This window comes from Prevotella sp. khp1 (assembly GCF_900102205.1).
GTDB classification, from domain to species: domain Bacteria; phylum Bacteroidota; class Bacteroidia; order Bacteroidales; family Bacteroidaceae; genus Prevotella; species Prevotella ruminicola.
Window position 1 is genome coordinate 876,350 of sequence record NZ_FNJZ01000001.1, and the last position, 16,225, is coordinate 892,574.

A 16,225-nucleotide genomic window follows, 5' to 3' on the forward strand; every position below is an offset into this window, starting at 1 on the left:
AAAGAAGAATTCTGCATTTATTATCCAAAAATCTTGTATTTTTGCAAAATATAATAGTTATAATATAATAATGTGCTTATCACAAAATACTCATTGTAATGGAATCAAATAAAGTATATCAACAAAGGTTATCCGAAACAATAACATGGTTAAGATTTCCTCTAATATTCTTTATTATTATGCTTCACTGCTACTCGGTAGTTAGACTTAATGGAGAACATGAAGTGTACTTTAAAACCGTATATCCATTTGCTTTGTGGCTTGGTGAAACTGGTGTCCCGGGGTTCTTTTTTATTTCAGGATATCTATTTTTCTTAAGCAAGAAAAGTTATACAAAAAAGATCGAAACAAGATTACATACATTGCTGATTCCGTATATCATTTGGAATACAATCATGCTATTACTCTATATACTCTCCTATTCCATTGGCTTCCCACAAGAGATTAATAATAGATCTCTCACAGATTTTTCGGCGTTAGACTATTTAAGACTATACTGGGATAGAGGAGAATATGATAACGGTAATTTTGTTCCTTTACTCTGCCCTCTGTGGTACATACGAAATCTGATGATTATGGCTATTATATCGCCATTACTATTCTACATAATAAAATATACGAGAGAACTTTTTCTTATTGTGGTTGGTATATGGTGGCTACTGTCATATCATAATGCTTTCATACAGCAAACTTTATTTTTTTTCTGTCTTGGAGCCTATTTCTCAATCAAAGAAAAGAATCCGTTATCAGTATTGCTCGATGTTAAGTATATATTGTTGATTCTATTTGCAGCATTTGCCATAGGTGATATTATGTTACACATAACATCTATTTCATTTTATGATCTACAGATTCATAGGATTTCATTAATACTGAACATCCTTATACTCATTATTTTTGCAGATTTTCTCATCAAGAGAGGTATCAAAAATGAATATCTTCCTCATACTGCATTCATTGTTTTCTGTGTTCATTATCCAATCGTTGTCGCTCTACGCAAATTATGTTTAAATATATTCTTTGACGCATCAGAAACAGTTCACATCGCCTTGTATTTCCTCTGCATATTGCTTACTACAATTATTTCTCTTGCAATTTACCAGATACTAAGCAAATTCTTTCCAAATATAAAATCGATATTATCAGGAAACAGATGAATAAAAAACAATATATTATTTTAGCAGTACTCTGTAGCATTTGCCTTATCATAGCATACCAAACCTACAAGTATTATTCTGCCCCCCAACAAAGGAAGGCATACTTAACTCATATGTACCCTGATACTGACACTATAAACATAGCATTCATCGGAGACAGTTGGGCATTTTTGCATAAGGATCATTCGTGTAAGATTGCAGAATATCTTGAGAATCAAATTCACAAGCCGGTTAGGGTATATTCATTTGGCATTAATGGACTAACCAGCAAAGAAATTTATGAAAGTATGTATGATAATGAAGAACTTAGGCGTTTCATGCAGCAGAAACAATTTGACTATTGTTACATCTCTGCTGGCATTAATGATAGCTATAAGAAAATGAGCACATCATACTACAAGAAAAGTATAGATTATATAATACAATTGTTGTTAAAGAACCATATACGTCCCATTATCCAGGATATACCAGATTACGATATATGCAAAGCCTATAATAGGCAAAAGTACCCCAAAAAGCTACTAAGAAATATTTCATCGTATATCAATGACTGCCCACTTGATTGCAAGGATTTGTATCGAAACTCTTTAAAAGCTCTTATTATAGAGAAGAACTATAAAGACAAGGTTTCTGTCTTACAATACCAAGTATGGAACAATAATTACCAACAAGACCAACAAGAATTATATCTTCCTGATGGAATGCATCTAAATGAATGTGGATATTCTGCTTTAGATCGAGCTATTGCCACTGAAATTGCTAAGCTTATACTCAAATAACAAGGCCCATTCTGGGCATTTGTCATTTGAATCTCTCAAGTTACCTCTAGAGCCGACTTTTCGACCTCCTTTAAGGAATTCGCCGTTAACACCATAGCGCAATTTGCAGTTCTCTGGCGATGCTTTACAATGAATAATAACCGAGGTCTGATTGATTTTCACGTCAGAGACAATATCTACACCATCACGACGGATGACGTTAAAGCCATAGTTATCGACTTTTTTGACCTGAATAGTATCAAAACTCAATGGCGGACAGGGGACATTGAAATCAATCTTGATATCGTTACCAATCACATTGTATGATTTAGGAATCAAGCCAATATTCCTTTTCTGCTTTCTGATGATACCCAAAGTTGATTTTGCAGCAAGTCTGCCAATGCCTTGCTGGCCAATAGCATCAATATGAAGTGATTCATTCACAAAGTCATAAGGGTATGTAGGTCCACTTGCCCATATCAGCGAATCATCACGTATCAATTCCATCTGAGCAGTAGGAGTCTTTGGTTCTGTAGCATCAAAATTATTAGCTTTGTAACGCAGACCTTTAGTAATTGTGGAAGACTGATAACAAATAATGCGTATATCATCTTTTTGATGTGTTACCTGCTTGATATCAGTATTCAAATCGTTGTACATACGATGGAAGTACTCCTTATAATCATAGTCGGGATATTCAACTATATCTGATTCTCCTTGCATCCAGCAAACTGCAGGAACAACAAACTCCCAACCTCTATCTTGAGCTTTTTCGCAAGCAGTTGCAATTTCTTTGATAAACTTAAGATAAGGGGGTGCCGGCTTCATTAACTGTTCAATTGTATTCATTCCATGACCACCTGGAAAAATGCAGATTATTGTATCTTCACCAAGTTTTGAAGCCAATTCTTCTGCCATACTATATATAGACAGTTCAAAAGCCTTTTTGTCGTAGTGTAGAATACGTTTAATCCATTGTTTAAACTGACTACTATGATCGAAATAGCCAAAGGTATAATCCAAATTCTCAGTTACAATTCTTCCATCATACTTGATTCTTAACGAATCAAAGTTGGTGATTCTTGTAGCTTCTTCTCCTAAAGCATAGCTCTGTCCATATACAGGGATACAAACCACGACTTTATGTCCATAGTTTTTTGGATAAACCTTATTATATAGATATAAAGTAATACCAACAAAAAATAATCCAAGTAGAATATATATTCTATTCTTATATTTCCCTGACAGAACTCTAATCATTATCTTAAACTCTAATTAAACTATAGCGATGGCAAATTTACATAAAAAAACTGGCTTTACCAAACAATCAAACAAAAAAATCGTGTGAAGCGTATAACTTCACACGATTTCTATTGTATTTATGATAATGTATTATTCAATAACCTTTCCTGTAACAGGCTTGGTGTACCAATTAGTTGAGTTCACAGGATTTTTGCCCCAGTTGTTAAACTCATTATATGCATCCTTTATACAAACCTTCTCTACAGGATACTTAAAGTCGAAAGGAATCATAATTCCATGGGGATCCTGGCCTTTTAAAGAAAGCTTAACAGTATGCTTTGTTGTTACATCGTAAACATACGGCTGGTTTATTTCATCTAAGAAGCTAAATGATTCACTAACAGTCTTCCGAGCTGTAATCGCAGCATGTTTCTCTGCCCCACTCTCCGTATTTACAAACTGTTTAGCATCCACACCAAAAAGCGAATGGATTTCGACATTGTCCTGAATAACGCCAGCATTTACATTCCTTACACATAGCTCATCGTAAGCACCGCACGCCTCTAACGAATACTCTACAGTTGTTTCATTAATGCGTTTTGCCTTGATAACAACATCGTTCAAATCGTAATCACCTTTCTGGGTATCCTCAAAACAGAATGTATAGGTATTATATTCAAACTCGTGAGCTGTATAAATTGGTTCAACACTTCCCTCTACCTCCAATAGAATATCGTTGAAGTCTGTATCAGTACCAGACTCCCAGCACATAATACTACGGTCATTTATCTTTAGCCATGTGGCACGAGGACTATCTAGAGGAAGGTTTTTCTTTTTGAATGAACTTGTAAAGTTTGTCTTATCATAATTATTTATATCGACATTTAAACGACCATCAAAATAAAGTTCACCTTGTTTCTTTTTATTTTCATCAGTAGTTTTAGCACGGACCATAAAACCGATCTTATATCCAGCGGGGAATTTAAACGTACCTTTTGTTTCGAGAGCAGGCGTCTTGCTATCACCAAAATATAGACAGGCATAGCTAATAGTCTTCTCGACGACGTCATTCTTATCGCCTACAAAATGATTACCAAAAGGAATCAACTTAAATTTTGGCAAGCTCTGCAAGAAAGCAACTTTATCAGCAGCATTCTCCAAATCTGCTGGTTTGAAATAATAATAATACAAATCAGAATTAATAACCTCTTCATAACCACCATCATTCTTATAGATAGGAGAAATTACAATCGGCCCATCCTCACCAGTTGTAACACGATACGCATTATCATCGGTATAACCAGCAGCTTTCACCTTATCCAAATTGTTATACGCTTTATTGGGCAGATATGCGAAAACCAAGTCTCGTACCAATGCATTATACTCAGCGTTGTATGGGTCTACAGGAATCTGCATACGATTATAGTCTTCATCAGAAAGCATATACAATTTCTCATCTGGTATCCATCCGCGCTCAGCGGCAAATGAACTCTCAATCTTACCGATAGCAAATGTACCAGAAGGAGCCGAAACGGTACGTGTTACAGCTCTGGTCTTAGCTACCTGATCAAAAGTCACACTATTGCCCTCTACCTTTTTATAATAGCAACCTTTCTCGGTATAGAAAGCCACATATAAACCTTCATTCTTTTGGGGGACATCATAATTCAAGGAAATAGAAGACTTATCTTTAATCTCAGCTTCATTCAATTTCGTCATTGAATTATATGTTTCACCATCCTCATCAGTTTGTGCCACCAAAGCCATCACGGCAACTTTAGTCACCGCAGAAGTAACATTAATAGTTACAGTGCCACTTTCGGTAGAAATCCAATCCTGATTATCAGGAATTGTAAAGCCCAAAATCTCTTCTGCATGATTCTTTATTTCCTCATCAGTTACACCCTGTCCTTGCTCTGGATCAGGATTAGGCTCAGGCTCCATACCTTCAAAACCTTTTACGCAGCCAGATAACACTAACCCAAGAACTGCTAACGACAATAACTTTTTCATACTTTTACTATACTTATTCGTTTTTATATTTATTAAAATTTACTTTTCAAAAACCTTACCAGTAACAGGATTCGTGTACCAATCGGTAGATATTACTGGATTAGCGCCCCAGTTATTAAAATCGGTATAGGCATCCTTTATACAGGTCTTCTCAATAGGATACTGGAAATCGCAAGGAATCATGATACCATGGGGATCTTCGCCCTTCTGCGACATCTTCACCTCATACCCCTGCGTCATGTTGTAGATATAAACCTGTTTAGAGAAATCGGTAAAGCTGAATGATGGATCTACTGTTACCACCTCTGATACAGGCTCGTAATACTTACTCTGGGTATTAGTATTAATAAAGGTCGAGAGATTATCTACACCAAACAAATGATGGATTTCAGTTGATTCATTTAATGTCTTACCATTGATGTTGCGCAGATAGAGCTCGTCATAAGCGCCACATGCTGCAACAGTATACTTAACCTGACTCATATTCAGACGCTCTGCTTTGATAACTACATCGTTCATATCATAGTCGCCCAAGTTACGATCCTCGAAACAGAATGTGTACACATTATTATTAATCTCCTGAGCAGCATCAACCTCTTTTAGGCCACCATTAACCTCTACGACCATATCTACATAGTTTACATCACATCCTTCTTCAAACATGATATATGCCCTTTGGTTTGCTCCAAATATTGCTGCGCGAGGATCTTCTAGTAACATACCTTTCTCGGTTACAGCCTGACTAAAGATTGGGAACTGATTAATCTGCTTGTTCAATCTGCCATCAGCATATACTTCTCCATTACTTTCTTTGTCATACGATTTGTTTGAATAATTTGTTCCTTTATAAAAATCGTTATCTTTGGTGTATGAGTCTAAATAGTCAGTAGGATTACTTCTCAACATAAAACCAACATAATAGCCTTCTGGAATGATAAAGCTCTTCACAGTGACATCGCCTGTTTCATCGCTCTTAATATCTCCAAAATAAGGCAGGACATATTCGTGTACCTTAAAATAATCCCCCTTACCCTTTTCGGTTCCGCTCGAATTCTTTGTGTTTTTAACATCAATACATTTGAACTTAGGCAGATTCTTCAGGAAAGTAATCTGTTCTTCTTCCGACTTGCCATTCAGCTCGCTTGGATTGAAATAATAATAATAACCAGAAAGATTCGTGTATTCCGTAGTGAAAATTTGAACTGGTGTTACCGTGATAGGGGCTTTACCATCAGCAACGAGATAGTTCTTAGTCAGCTGATAAACAGGAGAATTACGAATGGTAGTCAAATTCATCTCCTTGTAATACGCATCTCGTCCCTTCTTACCACCAACTGCATCTAAGACCGTTTCTAGGCCAGCTTTTTCGGCATCAGTAATCGTAACACTGCGGAAAATGGTCTGTTTTTCTACCTTCCAAGTACTATTTCCTCCTGCATTGCTAAGCATCCAAATACGCTCATTATCCCAATTACTGTTCTTCCACGGATCTATATTGGTATTTTCTCCTTCCTGACCAGCCATACGAGCACGCATTGCATTATAAGTCAGATGTGAGTTTTTATATTTCAGCTTCAGCCCACTAACTGCTGGTAAATCAGGAAGATCATACACCGCTCTTGTGCGAGCTTGAGCAGCTTTCTGGAAGTTTACACTACTATCACCAACCTTAAAACCAGCAACATAGTAGACGCCTTTGCTGTCAACACAAGCTGCCACCAACTCGGTATACTCAGAAGGACAATCATAAGTAATAGATACTGTATTACCTTTACTTGTCGACGCCTCATTCAGTACACGTGCATCTTCATTAAAATAAGGAGATTCTGTCAAAATCTGCACCTTAGCAATATCATTCATAGGTGCATCTGCTGTAACAGATACTGTATACTTGGTTGTAGAGCTCCAGTCCTGATCAGAGCTAAAAGTAGTACCAAACTTCTCCTTCACATTAGCTTCAATCTCTTCCTGAGTAGCTTTGTTGTTTGTTGGAGTAGGATCTGGAGTTGGTGTAGGTTCTGGCTCTGGTGCATCAAAGCCTTTTACGCAACTGGTTAATAATACAGTACTTAAGACTGCAAGTGTCATCAACTTTTTCATATTTTCTTTCATTTAATCGACTAAATTGTTTATATTTTCGGCAAATATACAAAAAGTTCTCCTAAACAAAAAGAAAAAGCCTACAAATCAGCCTAACTTAACTTTTATTAAGTTAATTACAAAGATTCATAGCCCAATTTCGTTCTATAAGCAGATGCAAGAAGAATTGAATACACTAAGTACGGGTTATTGCGCACTGCAGTACGGCTTAGAGCGTACTGCAGTGCGCAAGGCAACATACTGTAGTACGGATTGTCCGCACTACATGCTGAAACAAGCCGTACTAATCGTTAAAACTATCTCTTTGTTAGTCGTTCCAATTATAAAGCTGCTCATAGGCATCGAAGCCGAGGTGCTGCATGCCGATTTCCTTCAGAACATTCTTTATGATCATTATATCCTTGGGCGAACAAAGCCTCTCCCCTCGCCTACGTTCGAAATATCCCGTACGACCGAATTTACCTTGAAGTCTGCATGAGAACGTCTTATATTGCCTTGGCAACATCTCTTCCTGCATCTTTGCAAATCCACGAGCAAATGTCTGAGGCTCGTCTGAACGGTAGAATTCGCACTTTTCCGATGGTTCCGTAAATAAGGGATTCACTATTTGCACTATCTTGTATTTCTTGGTTAGCACATTCGTGGCCATTTGACGAAGACAGTGAGCGGCCATCGGACAGTCAGACTTGATACAAAGTGTATAATAGTCTGGTACTTCTTTACTACTGATTGTATTCATATTTGTTGATTATTTAAATACTTGCGGTTTACATATCGGCACCTCCATACGCCGTATTTTTAGTTCATGAGCCTCAGTAATATTTCGCTGCATAAACTTTACAGAGAAATAGTTCATAACCCATTTCAATATGGCATCACTTTCCCAGTTCTCAATACCAACTCGTCGGGCTATGTGATGCGTTACTTTTTCGTCTAGATAGAAAAGCAAATCCTCCTTGGCGACATATTCTGGCACCCTGTACTTTCTAGCATAGGCTTGGGTAAATTCACCGAAATAACGATTATAATAGGCTTCGTTTGAAAATAACGTCATAAATCCTTTATGTATGCGTTTAAGAGCCTCATCGCTTGCTTCTACATGAAACTTAGGCACGTTACCTGCCAACAACATATGCATATTGATACCATGACGATGCTGCCGCTGATTCTCAGAGATCTTGTCGCGATCGTTATCGTTGGCCAATGCATTGGCCTTACAATCGAATATTTCGTATGGTATAGCCGGCTCTTCAATCTCCTGGCTTGGCAAAGCCACAAAACGGTCGCCCACCAAGGGCGACATAAACGCATCCATCTGATGCGTTTCTCTGTTACGAACGATACGAAAAGCTTCAGCTTTCTCTATCAGTTCTATTAGTTCCGAATCTTGCTTGAACCCGAGCGCCTTACGCAGTTTATTAAAGTGTGTACGAGTATAGGCCAACGTTACATCATCCATATACTCATAAGCCCCATCGAAAAGATATTTAATCTTTCCGATTTCCGACCACGAAAGTTTGTGAGCGCGCCAATGTCGATTATAGCTGCGGGCGCTCGTAGCAGCTATAGCTATGTCCGTTTTACGTTTCATTGTTAAGTTTCTATTTATAGATTAGGCCCTATTTATAGGATAGGGCCTATCGTATAGGCCTTTAAAGAAAAGTTCGGTAATTTCCGAAGTTGATTATCTGGCTACAAATATAGCCATTTTCTATGAAACCACCAAATAATCTTCCACATTTTTTGGATAATTCAAAGAAAAAAACTACCTTTGCAGCAATGATACATTATATACGACTGATACGCCCATTGCAGTGGCTCAAAAACGTGTTTGTATTTGCGCCTATATTCTTCAGCACCAATCTGCTGAAGCCGGAATTCTTTTGGCCTACATTGGTGGTGTTTGCTTCGTTCTGTTTGATTTCAAGCTCTATCTATTGCTTTAATGATCTGAAGGATATAGAGGCCGATCGTCAGCATCCCAAGAAATGTCATCGTCCCATTGCTTCAGGCAAAGTGTCGGTGATGGGAGGATATGCGATGATGATACTATGCACCATTGGTGCGTTAGCGATTCTGCCATTGGCACAGAGTGTGAATACCCCCTACATCTACGCCATTATCATAGGTTACTGGCTGATGAATATCGGCTATTGCCTGAAACTAAAACAGTTTGCCATCCTCGACGTAACGATTATAGCCATAGGTTTTGTGATGCGTGTATTAGTTGGAGGTATCGCAACGGATATCTACATATCGCACTGGTTGGTGATGATGACTTTCCTAGTCACACTGTTCTTAGCCTTTACCAAGCGTAATGACGATTATCGTATCTATGAGCAAACAGGCACCAAGCCTCGCGTATCAATCACCGGCTACAACAAGACCTTTATCAACGAGGCTACAGCCATCATTGCCTCTGTAACATTGGTGTGCTATATCATGTACACCATGTCGCCAGAGGTGATTCATCGCTTAGGCACCCGTTATGTTTACCTCACGTCGGGCTGGGTATTAGCTGGTTTACTACGCTATCTGCAGAATATGATTGTGTTCGGATTGAGTGGCAGTCCTACCAAATCTTTGGTAAAGGACCATTTCGTGCAATTCTGTATCCTGGGTTGGATAGCCTCGTTCTTTGTAATTATCTATCTGTAAGATGAAAAAGAAAGAAAGATACGACCTGATTCTGGGGCATTTCCGCGAGAAAATGCCGCTGGTAACTACCGAGTTAGACTTTGGTAGCACGTTCCAACTATTAGTAGCTGTGGTGCTGAGTGCACAGTGTACAGATAAGCGCATCAATCAGGTAACGCCCGATTTGTTCGCCCACTACCCAGACGCGCAGTCGATGGCAAAAGCTGAAGAAGAGGATATCTTTGAATGGATTAGGAGTGTATCATATCCCAATGCCAAAGCGAAGCACCTGGTAGAAATGGCAAGGGTACTGATGGAGAAGTTTAATGGCGAGGTACCTAGTACACTCGACGAGCTGTTAACACTGCCTGGTGTTGGCCGCAAAACGGCAAATGTGATTCAGAGTGTAGCTTTCGGCAAAGCTACCTTAGCCGTTGACACACATGTATTCCGTGTAGCACATCGACTTGGTTTGGTAAGCAAGAGTGATAACACACCATACAAAGTAGAAATGGCACTCACCAAGTATATTCCCGAGGAAGATATACCCAATGCGCACCACTGGCTGTTACTACATGGACGCTATGTTTGCACAGCGAGAAAGCCTCACTGTGAGAAATGCGAAATAGAAAAATACTGTGCTAAGATTATTTCTTAGGAGCGGCGTTACGCTGCTGACTGAACTTGCGAAAAGCACGACGATGGAATTTATCCTCGGCAACAATCGTTCCGATAACCTTTGAAGCAGGAATTACACGCAGGAACTTATTATGATAGGTCTGTGCGATTTGCTTCAACTCAATCTCCAACTGGTCGCGTCGCTGAATGGCACGTTTGCACGAAGCTTCATCATGAGGCAACTTAAAGAGTTCGTGTATCTTGTTATATACTACACGCTGTTTCTGCTGCATCTCTCGATACAACGGGAAGAACTTTGCGGCCTCTTCGTTAGTCAAACCAGCTTCGGTAGTGATATACTGCTCTAAGTCAGCCTGAAACTTCTCAGGAGAGAACTTCTGCTGTTCCTCAGCTGAAACACCAAGCACAACCACCAACATCAATACAGCGAATACAAGTAGCTTTTTCATCTTTCAAATACATTTAATTTTCAGCTAAGTAAGCATAGATTTCGTGATTGTCGAGCATCATATAGTCGACAGCCTCATCCATATACTCACCACTCACCTCTTGTTGCTGAGGCTGAACAACAGCCTCAGCCTGAACGGTATCCGTCGAAGTACCATCAGCAGCAGGACGCCACATCCAAGCAGCTCCTGCAACCAACAAAGCACACACGCTGGCAGCCGCATAGAATACGGGGCGCATAAATACAGACTTGGCACGACGCTTTGGCTGCTCAGGCAGATTCTGCATCACCTGGGCAGTCAGGTTATCAAAATAACCCTCTGGAACGCGGAATGGATTCCGCTTTCCAACCTTTTCCTGTATGTACATTTCTTCGTTCATCGTATATATGACGTATTGATATTCAAATAGTTTAATCGCGCGACTTAAAAAATTCTGTAATCTTTTTCACCGCAATATGATAGGACGCTTTCAATGCTCCCTCCGACGTATCGAGCAGCTGACTGATGTCGCTGTATTTCATCTCCTCAAAGTATCGCAACTGAAACACCGTACGCTGCACATCGGGCAACTGTGACACAGCCTGTTGCAGCATTGCTTCGGTTTCATTACCATCAAAATACTCATCGGCCAACAGTGAGTTGGCAACCGACATATCATCAGAGGTAGCTGAGCCCAGGTGTTTATTGCGACGCAGAAAGTCGAGACTCTCGTTGATAGCTATACGCGACAGCCAAGTTGAGATCTTCGACTCGCCATGAAAATTATCAAAGCCATTCCATGCTTTCAGAAAAGTATTCTGAAGCACGTCGTTGGCATCGTCGTGGGTAAGCACGATGCGACGTATCTGCCAGTATAGCTGCTCGCTATATTCGCGTACTATCGACTCGAACTCCCTTCGCTTATCCATTTTAATTCTTTACTGATAACCTTATCAAATCCATACAAGTCGGGCCAGTAATCGATGACACCCGTCTTAGGATTCGGGAAGGTGGTATAATATAATATGTATAACGGCACATGAGGTTTTACGGCATGATAGGATATCAGACGATATGGATGCGGGGCATCAGCATGCTTTTGCAGCCACTCTCGACCACGATCGCTTACCGGTGGAATATCCATCGAGATACGAAGACTCTCGAGTGTCCATTCATCAACATCCGAAAGCAGGAAACTGGCCAGTTCAAACGGTTTCTGCACACGAACACAACCATGCGACAGGGTGCGGCGATCTCGCTGGAAAGCACTACGGTTATTGGTATCGTGAAGATAAATCGAGAAATCGTTAGGGAAACGGAACACGATACGCCCCAGAGAGTTGCCTACTCCACTCTTCTGACTAATACGCAATTTACCAGAAAGCAATGCGTTTGAGCCCACACTGGCCACATTCAGAGTGTCGCCCGATTCCTTATCAATAATAGAATAGCGGTTACGGGCAAAGTAAGCCGAATCGCCAGCATGATGCACCACTTCAGTCTTTACGATATTCTGTGGAATCACCCACTCAGGGTTTACCTGCATATAGCTGATGGCACTATGCAATAAAGGCGTTTTGGTTGGCACCGCACCACAACAGATACGCATATCGAGTACACTATCAACACCTATCGCCCACAACTGCTGAGCAGGGATGTTTACCAATATCTGACGTTTTATATCCTTAGGATGCTCTATCTGCCAGCGGCAACGCTCCATATTCACAGCTAACTGATGGCGCTTATCCGCATCAGTCGTCTTATCCATCTCACGCAGCAGTGCCTTATAAATATAGGTATCGGGCGCTGAAGAAACAAGAAAAGCCACACGATCGCTTTCTGTCATCTTCCTAGCTGCCACAGATGTATCAGGCAAAGCTGGATCATAATCAAACACACGAGCGAAAATGCCAGGATTACCCACCTTGGGATCCATATGATTAAACACACGTGGTTTCATAAAACCATACCGTTGACCAGTTGCATAGCGAATATATGCTTTAGACAGATGGACATCTAAACGAGGCAGTACCTCATTAATACTCACACCAACAGAATCGAATAATAGCTGATGAACAATCTCTAAATCCTTGGCAATTTCGGGAACAAAAAAGGCAGTCGTATCCAAGCCATTACGTGGCACCTCACGACGCAGATAAGCCAGAACGGAATCGGCATCTGCCGACACCCCCATTCTATCAAACCAAGCACCGGTAACCGCACTGTCTAACTGATTAACATATTCACCAAAAGCGGAACGTTCAGCCTCAGAAAGTTCTTGGTTTCCATGACCGAAGCAGGAAACCAGCACCAAACAGATACTCAACAAACCGAAACTTATCGGATGGATACCTTGCGAACTACTTTTCCTACCTTTAATATGTAACACCCTTTAGAAAGATTTAGTTCCAAACGCTGAACGGGGGCATCAATCTCATATTCTGCCACCAACCGACCTGTAAGCGATACCACCTGAAGCGTTTTGCCTTGAGCACCACTTACAGTCACAATATGTCCTTCGACCGCTATCGATGGTTCATCGAATTGTGCCGAAGAAGCCGGATCCATCAGCATTCCAGTAGCTAAAACCGGGGCTGCCAGTAGGAACAATATGGTTGATATGAGTAGAATTCTCCGCATAAGCAATCTATCTATATTCGGGGCAAAGATAGGCAAATCTTCCGAAATGAACAAATTTTCGGCTAAAAAAGTAGCTTTTGGAGCCTTCTATACATCGAAAACATCCATTTCGTTCGTCAAAAAACTATTCTCAAACACTTCTTTGGCCTGATTCAACAATACCGTTTCATCCTCATATCGTGAGCTATAATGGCCCAACAACAACTTGCCAGCACCAGCATCACGAGCTACCATTGCAGCCTGTCGCGCTGTAGAGTGGCAATACTTCTCTGCCTGGGGTAAATGGTCATCACCGTAGGTACTCTCATGATAAAGGGTGCTCACCCCTTTCACCTGTTGCCAGAGGTCAGGTATATAGCGGGTATCCGACAGATAGGCATAGCTACGAACAGGATCGGCAGGTGTAACCAGTCGTTCATTGGGAATCACATCACCATCGGGAGTAGTCCAATCAGCGCCACATTTAATATTATTTATCTGCGAGTTAGGAATCTGATAGGCATCCATCATATCACGGCGGATATGGGGGTGCGATGGTTTTTCGCTAATCAGATAACCACAACATGGCATGCGATGAATCAACGGGATACTCTCAACCATAATGCTACGATCTTCATACACTACCTGGCACTGGGTGGTATCTACAGGATAGAATACCACTTCGTAACCTAAGTCGTGGGTATAAAACTTGAGCTGTCGGTCTAATTCCTCTCCAAGTTCCTTGGGAGCATGAACATGCAGCTTGGCTGTACGTCCTAACAAACCGAACGTTGAAATCATGCCAATCAGACCGAAACAGTGATCGCCATGCAGATGGGTAATAAACACATGACTGAGCTTATTAAAACGCACCCTGCACTTTCGCAACTGCATCTGGGTGCCTTCGGCACAATCAAGCATCAATACCTTCTCTCGCACCTCGACCACCTGCGACGACGCATTATGGCGAAGTGTAGGCAGAGCACTGCCACAACCTAATATATGAACTTTAAATGGTTCCAAAACGCAGTAATTCTGTTTACAATTTCATATACTCGTCCTGATGTTCCTCCAGCTTCAAGCCATGAAGATCAGGCTGTTCTTTCTCTCGCCAACGACTGTATTCAAAGGTTTCTTCCTCATCCTGAGGTTTGTCAATGGTCTTATAAACAAGCGTATCGGCCGAAAGTTTCAAAATATCAAAATAGTTAGTCTCCTCTGCTTGTTCACCACCTTCGCGGATAGAAGTAATCTCCAGTTTTCCATTAAAGATGCGCCAGGTACGATAAGTAATATTTGTCATCTCGATTGACTCAGCCACGCCACCCTCTTTGATACGGATACCGATCTCATCACTACCATCCAGCGGATCGGGCATCACCCAGTTGCCTAACAGCAGGTTGATATTAATCACCTCAGTAGCCATGGTCTGATTCTTGTTAGTCATCACAGCCAAGCGATCACCCACTTTTACAGAGCCCAACATCTTACGGTTTTCAAGAGCGGGCGTGATATCAAGTGTCACCGTGTCACCAACATCTGTTATCACCTTCAACTGGGATGTAGAAGGAATCGCGGCACACAGACCATAGAGTGTATGATCGCGAATCAAATCGTTCACATCCACTGTATCTTCCTCACGCTCAGCCTGATGGGTGTTACCACCACAGCTCAACATCATCATAGCGGCCATGGCCACACTCAGAAAAACTAACTTTTTCATATCGTTTCAATTCTTCAATTTTCAATCTTTCAATGTTTTCTTCGCTTCATTCCAAAGGGCATCCATCTCTGCAAGGGTCATATCCTTAAGCGGTTTACCAATCTTGATGCTATGCGCCTCGATATAGTTAAACCGGTTGATAAACTTTCGGTTTGTCTTTTCAAGGGCATTATCAGGATTCAGTTTATACAATCGGGCGGCATTAATAACACTGAACAAGAAATCGCCCAACTCCTCAGTTGATTTTTCTTTATCTTCCTTATTCAGTTCCACCTCCAATTCAGCCAGTTCCTCATGCACTTTTTCCCATACAGCCTGACGGTCTTCCCAATCAAAGCCTACATTACGAGCCTTATCCTGAATGCGATAAGCCTTGATGAGTGATGGCAGGGCATCAGGCACACCAGAGAGAACCGATTCGTTACCATCTTTTTCCTTCAGCTTTATCTGCTCCCAGTTTTCAAGCACTTGACCAACTGTCGTTACCTTTGCAGAATCACTATTCACTATTCCCTGTTCACTATTCACTTCCTTTGGCACATATGGCAATGGTTTTGGATTCTCTGCCTCAATCTGTGAAGGATGATAGACATGCGGATGGCGGGTTATCATCTTACGAGTGAGGGCGTTACAAACGTCAGCCATATCAAACTGCTCTTTCTCCTCAGCTATCTTGGCATAGAAACAGATGTGCAGTAACACATCGCCTAATTCTTTACAAATATCGAGAATATCATTCTTGATGAGTGCATCGCAGAGCTCGTAAGTCTCCTCGATGGTATTGGGGCGAAGACTCTCGTTAGTCTGCTTTTTGTCCCATGGACAATTTGCTCTTAACGCGTCTAAAACGTCAAGAAAACGACCGAAAGCCTGCATTTTTTCTTCTTTTGTATGCATAAAACTATCTTT

The 16,225-nt window shown here is 40.8% G+C and carries 17 protein-coding genes; 4 read left to right on the top strand and 13 right to left on the bottom strand.

What is annotated here, in order from left to right:
- The first annotated feature begins 98 nt into the window (after nt 1-98).
- Nucleotides 99-1,157, top strand: a complete 1,059-nt coding sequence (locus BLR73_RS14700; RefSeq protein ID WP_091859098.1) for an acyltransferase family protein — start codon at nt 99-101, stop codon at nt 1,155-1,157.
- Nucleotides 1,154-1,936 carry an SGNH/GDSL hydrolase family protein gene (locus BLR73_RS03815; protein ID WP_091859103.1) on the top strand — a complete coding sequence of 261 codons (783 nt, stop codon included), beginning with the start codon at nt 1,154-1,156 and terminating at the stop codon, nt 1,934-1,936. The genes BLR73_RS14700 and BLR73_RS03815 overlap by 4 nt, the downstream gene beginning before the upstream one ends.
- On the opposite strand, the gene BLR73_RS03820 is transcribed toward BLR73_RS03815, so the two are convergent.
- The 5 genes from BLR73_RS03820 to BLR73_RS03840 all read right to left on the bottom strand — a co-directional run bounded on the left by BLR73_RS03820 (nt 1,889) and on the right by BLR73_RS03840 (nt 8,861).
- Nucleotides 1,889-3,175, bottom strand: coding sequence for a sialate O-acetylesterase (locus BLR73_RS03820; protein WP_091859106.1), 1,287 nt, complete (start codon nt 3,173-3,175; stop codon nt 1,889-1,891). The two genes, BLR73_RS03815 and BLR73_RS03820, sit on opposite strands and share 48 nt — an antisense overlap.
- A gap of 132 nt (nt 3,176-3,307) precedes the next feature.
- On the bottom strand, nt 3,308-5,170 hold the full coding sequence (locus tag BLR73_RS03825; protein ID WP_091859109.1) for a DUF4842 domain-containing protein: 1,863 nt from the start codon (nt 5,168-5,170) through the stop codon (nt 3,308-3,310).
- Between the two features lie 39 nt (nt 5,171-5,209).
- On the bottom strand, nt 5,210-7,270 hold the full coding sequence (locus tag BLR73_RS03830) for a DUF4842 domain-containing protein (protein WP_176763602.1): 2,061 nt from the start codon (nt 7,268-7,270) through the stop codon (nt 5,210-5,212).
- 307 nt (nt 7,271-7,577) lie between these two features.
- Nucleotides 7,578-8,009 carry a DUF6078 family protein gene (locus BLR73_RS03835; RefSeq protein WP_041385892.1) on the bottom strand — a complete coding sequence of 144 codons (432 nt, stop codon included), beginning with the start codon at nt 8,007-8,009 and terminating at the stop codon, nt 7,578-7,580.
- 9 nt (nt 8,010-8,018) lie between these two features.
- Nucleotides 8,019-8,861, bottom strand: coding sequence for a hypothetical protein (locus BLR73_RS03840; protein ID WP_091859115.1), 843 nt, complete (start codon nt 8,859-8,861; stop codon nt 8,019-8,021).
- Nucleotides 8,862-9,049: 188 nt separating this feature from the next.
- Between BLR73_RS03840 and BLR73_RS03845 the strand changes: the two genes are divergently transcribed.
- Together BLR73_RS03845 and nth are read left to right on the top strand one after the other, a co-directional pair.
- Nucleotides 9,050-9,928 (top strand): UbiA prenyltransferase family protein, encoded by an 879-nt coding sequence (locus BLR73_RS03845; RefSeq protein ID WP_091859118.1) that lies wholly within the window; start codon nt 9,050-9,052, stop codon nt 9,926-9,928.
- A 1-nt stretch (nt 9,929) separates the two neighbouring features.
- Nucleotides 9,930-10,565, top strand: coding sequence for an endonuclease III (gene nth / locus BLR73_RS03850; RefSeq protein ID WP_028908047.1), 636 nt, complete (start codon nt 9,930-9,932; stop codon nt 10,563-10,565).
- Here nth and BLR73_RS03855 read toward each other — a convergent pair.
- From BLR73_RS03855 to mazG, 8 genes are all read right to left on the bottom strand, one after another.
- A complete protein-coding gene (locus BLR73_RS03855) occupies nt 10,555-10,995 on the bottom strand; it encodes a hypothetical protein (RefSeq protein ID WP_091859119.1) in 441 nt (146 codons plus the stop codon). The two genes, nth and BLR73_RS03855, sit on opposite strands and share 11 nt — an antisense overlap.
- A gap of 13 nt (nt 10,996-11,008) precedes the next feature.
- On the bottom strand, nt 11,009-11,374 hold the full coding sequence (locus BLR73_RS03860; RefSeq protein WP_091859122.1) for a hypothetical protein: 366 nt from the start codon (nt 11,372-11,374) through the stop codon (nt 11,009-11,011).
- 31 nt (nt 11,375-11,405) lie between these two features.
- Nucleotides 11,406-11,903 carry an RNA polymerase sigma factor gene (locus tag BLR73_RS03865; RefSeq protein ID WP_091859125.1) on the bottom strand — a complete coding sequence of 166 codons (498 nt, stop codon included), beginning with the start codon at nt 11,901-11,903 and terminating at the stop codon, nt 11,406-11,408.
- Nucleotides 11,873-13,300, bottom strand: a complete 1,428-nt coding sequence (locus tag BLR73_RS03870; RefSeq protein ID WP_143010876.1) for a L,D-transpeptidase family protein — start codon at nt 13,298-13,300, stop codon at nt 11,873-11,875. The genes BLR73_RS03865 and BLR73_RS03870 overlap by 31 nt, the downstream gene beginning before the upstream one ends.
- An 11-nt stretch (nt 13,301-13,311) precedes the next feature.
- Entirely contained in the window at nt 13,312-13,542 is a 231-nt protein-coding gene (locus BLR73_RS03875; RefSeq protein ID WP_049769218.1) for a T9SS type A sorting domain-containing protein, read from the bottom strand.
- Nucleotides 13,543-13,701: 159 nt separating this feature from the next.
- The gene (locus BLR73_RS03880; RefSeq protein WP_091859131.1) at nt 13,702-14,616 is read right to left on the bottom strand and encodes a ribonuclease Z; all 915 of its coding nucleotides are present in this window, start codon (nt 14,614-14,616) and stop codon (nt 13,702-13,704) included.
- Nucleotides 14,617-14,632: 16 nt separating this feature from the next.
- Nucleotides 14,633-15,316 (bottom strand): lipocalin-like domain-containing protein, encoded by a 684-nt coding sequence (locus tag BLR73_RS03885; RefSeq protein WP_091859134.1) that lies wholly within the window; start codon nt 15,314-15,316, stop codon nt 14,633-14,635.
- A 21-nt stretch (nt 15,317-15,337) separates the two neighbouring features.
- Nucleotides 15,338-16,213, bottom strand: coding sequence for a nucleoside triphosphate pyrophosphohydrolase (gene mazG / locus BLR73_RS03890; RefSeq protein WP_091859136.1), 876 nt, complete (start codon nt 16,211-16,213; stop codon nt 15,338-15,340).
- Nucleotides 16,214-16,225: the final 12 nt, after the last annotated feature.